At 52.2% G+C, this 3,751-nt stretch carries 4 protein-coding genes; 1 reads left to right on the top strand and 3 read right to left on the bottom strand.

The window, feature by feature from the left end; translation table 11 throughout:
• Positions 1–99 precede the first annotated feature (99 nt).
• From KPHS_p400040 to KPHS_p400020, 3 genes are all read right to left on the bottom strand, one after another.
• Positions 100–1,119 carry a plasmid replication protein gene (locus KPHS_p400040; protein YP_005221104.1) on the bottom strand — a complete coding sequence of 340 codons (1,020 nt, stop codon included), beginning with the start codon at positions 1,117–1,119 and terminating at the stop codon, positions 100–102.
• A gap of 433 nt (positions 1,120–1,552) precedes the next feature.
• Positions 1,553–2,086, bottom strand: coding sequence for a hypothetical protein (locus KPHS_p400030; RefSeq protein ID YP_005221103.1), 534 nt, complete (start codon positions 2,084–2,086; stop codon positions 1,553–1,555).
• A 2-nt stretch (positions 2,087–2,088) separates the two neighbouring features.
• Positions 2,089–3,015, bottom strand: a complete 927-nt coding sequence (locus tag KPHS_p400020) for a mobilization protein (RefSeq protein ID YP_005221102.1) — start codon at positions 3,013–3,015, stop codon at positions 2,089–2,091.
• Between the two features lie 56 nt (positions 3,016–3,071).
• Here KPHS_p400020 and KPHS_p400010 point away from each other — a divergent pair, with 56 nt between their 5' ends.
• Positions 3,072–3,590 carry a hypothetical protein gene (locus tag KPHS_p400010; RefSeq protein YP_005221101.1) on the top strand — a complete coding sequence of 173 codons (519 nt, stop codon included), beginning with the start codon at positions 3,072–3,074 and terminating at the stop codon, positions 3,588–3,590.
• Positions 3,591–3,751 lie beyond the last annotated feature (161 nt).

The raw sequence follows: 3,751 nt of genomic DNA, 5'->3' as shown, positions 1-3,751 counted from the left end.
GACGCCGAAAGGCGCTGTTATCTGATATAGGCTTGTTCATGTCCGCGAATTTAACCACCCATTAACAAAAAACGGGGGGTAGTGTTACTTCTTTGTTAACTAACATTTAATTATTTGTTTCTTGGTTAGCCATTCTCCAGAATTATCCATCCAGCGTCGAATAGTCCGGCTGCTAACACCAACCGCCACTGCAATATCTTCCGTTGACGCTCCCAAGATATACATATCAAGCGCCCTACGACGTTTGTCGTCGTTAGCAGTCCACCGAACAGCGGCGCTTTTTTTCCCTTTGTCCGACTGATTTTCTGACGAATTGGCCTTCCCGCCCTTGCGACCGCGTGCTGCCTGAATTTCTGGCGTGTGCGTATCAGCCACATACTGTGCGAAAGTTTCCGGCGTGAAGTTCCTGTGCGTGTATTTCGCAATGCTCTTGCCAATAGCCCGACATTCAGCCAGTGAAAGCGGAACGGGAAGCGATGCATTGTACATTTCGACACGCTGGATCACCGCTTCAAGCCACTGTGAGAACGCTGGCCAGCCCTGACGAATCGCCCTGTAAGCCCATTTGCGCGTCATTTCGAACAGGTGGCAGTTTCGCCCCATCCCGTAATGTTTATCGATGCTACGACGCTCTGAGGCGCTCAAATCGAGATAATCTGCCAGTTCATCGAGGGTATAGGCGTCCTCGCGCCACTCCATCACCTGCCATTCCAGGTGGAACGGATTTTTGCAAATCAGGCCGCTGTAGTTCACATCAGCACAAAGTTTCTCACACAGCGAACGTTCAACCGCTGCGGCATATTTCAGCGCCTTAACCGAGGCATCAGGCGCGGTTCTCACGGCGATGTTGAGTGCGTAGAGCAGGTGAGCGTGTCCGTTCACAGGATTTTTAACGGTGATGTTCGGCGCGGGGGCGTTCCGGTCGCTCCAGTCAATCGCAGCCCCCTCGCGGTCAACGTCAAAAACCAGCCAGAACTGCGCATGAGGCTGGTTCTGCTGGATGTACCGCGCAAGAAGCGCACGCCCTTTGCCGGAGATGCGAAGGCCGAAAGCGAGATCATCCGTGTGATAGGGGCGGTGGGGTAAATTTTCTTCGAAGTATTGAAGCGCGGCGCTCATGTGTTACGATTCCTTCCAGGTTATCGACCGACCTCGCCCCTGTATTCTCGTGACAATCTTGGCGGAGAGACACGAATTTCAGGGGCGTTTGTTTTTCAGTCGCTTACACTACCCCCAACAACAAAACCTGTCGAGCCTTCCCGCAAAACCGATCCATTTACCATAACTCCCGTTGTACGCCCCCCTTAAAACGCCCTCAGTCGCTCTCTGGCGCAAAAAACGCAAAAAGACAAGGAAACACCAGGCTAAACCAGAAAAATGCGTCAGAATCGTTTTTAGCGCGTTGCATAACTATGCACGAAAGCGATGCGCGATCTGTTTCGAGCGTTCAGAAGGGCGAACGGGTCAAAACAGCAAACTTTCTCATCAGAAAACGGTGAACGGGACGCGGAATTTTTTCGCGGGTCGTGAGGCGTTGGACAAGCGAAGCGCGTCAGTTTTTCCGGCTCTTGCCCGTGACAGGTTTCTCCGCCAGTTTATCTTCCAGTGTCACAACTTTCTGATACACCGCCGCTGTGGCGTTGTAGTTCCTGTCGAGCATTGTTTTCATTCCCCATCCAAGCACACAGAACATAACCAGAAAAGCCACTGACACCCCACCCAGCCATTTCCAGCTATACCCTTTAAGGGTGTTGTATTCCTGCACGATATTGCTGTGAATTGTCGCAATATCCCTGTTCAGGGCATCCGCGTTTGCCTTCATGTTTGCGACTGACTCTTCCAGCCGCTGAAAATCCTGGCTGATGCGCTCACCTATCAGCCCTGCAACATCCAGCTTCTGCACCTCGTTTCTGACTTCATCCCTGACCTGTTTTGCCACACCGTCAGAAATATCCCGATATCCGCGAAGTGTTTCCCTTGCCACAGCCAGAGAATCAGCAACAGCTTTCTGTTGCTCCATTGCGGTATGTTGCAGATGCTCCACCGATAACAGGAGCGTGAGTAATTTTTCTTCTGTGCTGGCCATGTTCAGAATCCCATAGAAAATCCACGTGACGGTGATTTAACCCGTTCAGGTTCAGTTCGGTTCTGTCTGCTCACTCTGTCTCTCATGTCAAAGCCATGCTCCCGCGCAACATCATGTTGCAGCCTTCTGACCAGTTCATGTTGCTTAACCGGAGTGTCCAGCCATTCCCTGATGTCATACCCGACCGTTCGCGCCTGTTCAAGATGGCGGGAATAGTCCGGTTCAGACCGTTTTTGCATGATGTCATGACGCTGGGCATCATCAAGCCGTCCGGCAGCTTCAAAACCCAGATGCACTTCGGGACGTCGTTCAATGCCCTGTTCTTTCAGCGTCCGGCAGTCAATGAAGCCCCTTTCAAAGCCATGCTTTCTCATATGTTCGTTGTGCTTCACCTCCCAGCGTTTTCGCAATTCCCGCAACTGCTCTTTTTGCTGAGTGAGAGTCAGGCTTCCGGAATCCTTTTTCGCACCTCCCCGCTCGGGATACCTGGCGTTATAGCGCCGGAAATACTGTTCCGGTGTACGTTCAATGCCATCATTCACACGCTGGCTCATCATGATATGCGCATGAGGCTGTTCGCCGCCGTCAATGCTCGCTTTCGGATTGTGAATGGCAAAACTCCAGGCGTGCCGTTCGCCAGCTTCCTGACGTACAAAATCCTGCACCAGTTCAAGGCGCTGTTCCGCTGTCAGTTCACGGGGTAATGCAATTTCAAGTTCCCGATAGGTCGAACCGTTCGCACGTTCAAACTGGTCAGCAGCCTGCCAGAAATGTGAGGGATTATCTCGCGCCCATTCCGGCATGTTTCCGTGTGCGGAATATTCCAAATCCTGACGGTCGCGGTATTTCTCTTTGCGCTCGATGTAATCGGCGTGGTTTGCAGCCTGCCCCTTGCCACCAAATTTAACGCTGAGGTGATAGGTTGCCACGGTTTCAGCCCTCCGCAGGAGCGCACTGTTTCTCGACGAAGGAGAGAAACATATAAGTGCGCTTCCTTCTAATTTTACGAATTAGCACGGAAGATACCCCCTGCACCCGCCGACCGCAAGCGATATACTGCACGACCACAACACACCGCAAAAAAACACCAGGGAGCACCACGAACATGCGCATCAGCAACATCGAATGGCTGAAGAAACGGATCGGATTCATCAGGAAGCTCGGAGAACAGACCGCACGACAGAGACAGATTATTGACCTGCTCGACAACGAAGCAGGACTCACAGAACAGGAACGCAAACTCCTCCACGTACTGGCAACAGCGGAAAAAAACGACTTACAGGCACAGGAGAGCGAACGAAAACAGGCGGTCCAAAAACGAATCGAGGGAAAAAAACAACGACGAGAACGCAATCACCGACTCTTTCTCGCGGCTGGGCTACTGATCGAAGCAGGACTGGTAGACACAAAAACAGGCGAGCTATGCTATAAAAAAGACAGGATATTACAGGCACTTAAGGAAATTAAGTACGATCTGGAGACATCCCCAAACCCAGACGCGTAAGTGCCTCCATCCGTGTTCCGGTTCCCTGGTGCTTCCTCGCTCATTCGCTCGCTACGCTCGGTCATGAGACTGCGGCGAGCACGACCACCTCAATCATGCGGTAGGCCGCACCATTGCTGGGCTGAGAGGAGAAAACCGCCGGAAAGCCCGCTGCTCAAAAA

The organism is Klebsiella pneumoniae subsp. pneumoniae HS11286 (assembly GCF_000240185.1).
GTDB classification, from domain to species: Bacteria; Pseudomonadota; Gammaproteobacteria; order Enterobacterales; family Enterobacteriaceae; genus Klebsiella; species Klebsiella pneumoniae.
Note: the sequence above shows the minus strand (reverse complement) of the source record. Positions and strands in the feature narration are given on the sequence as shown.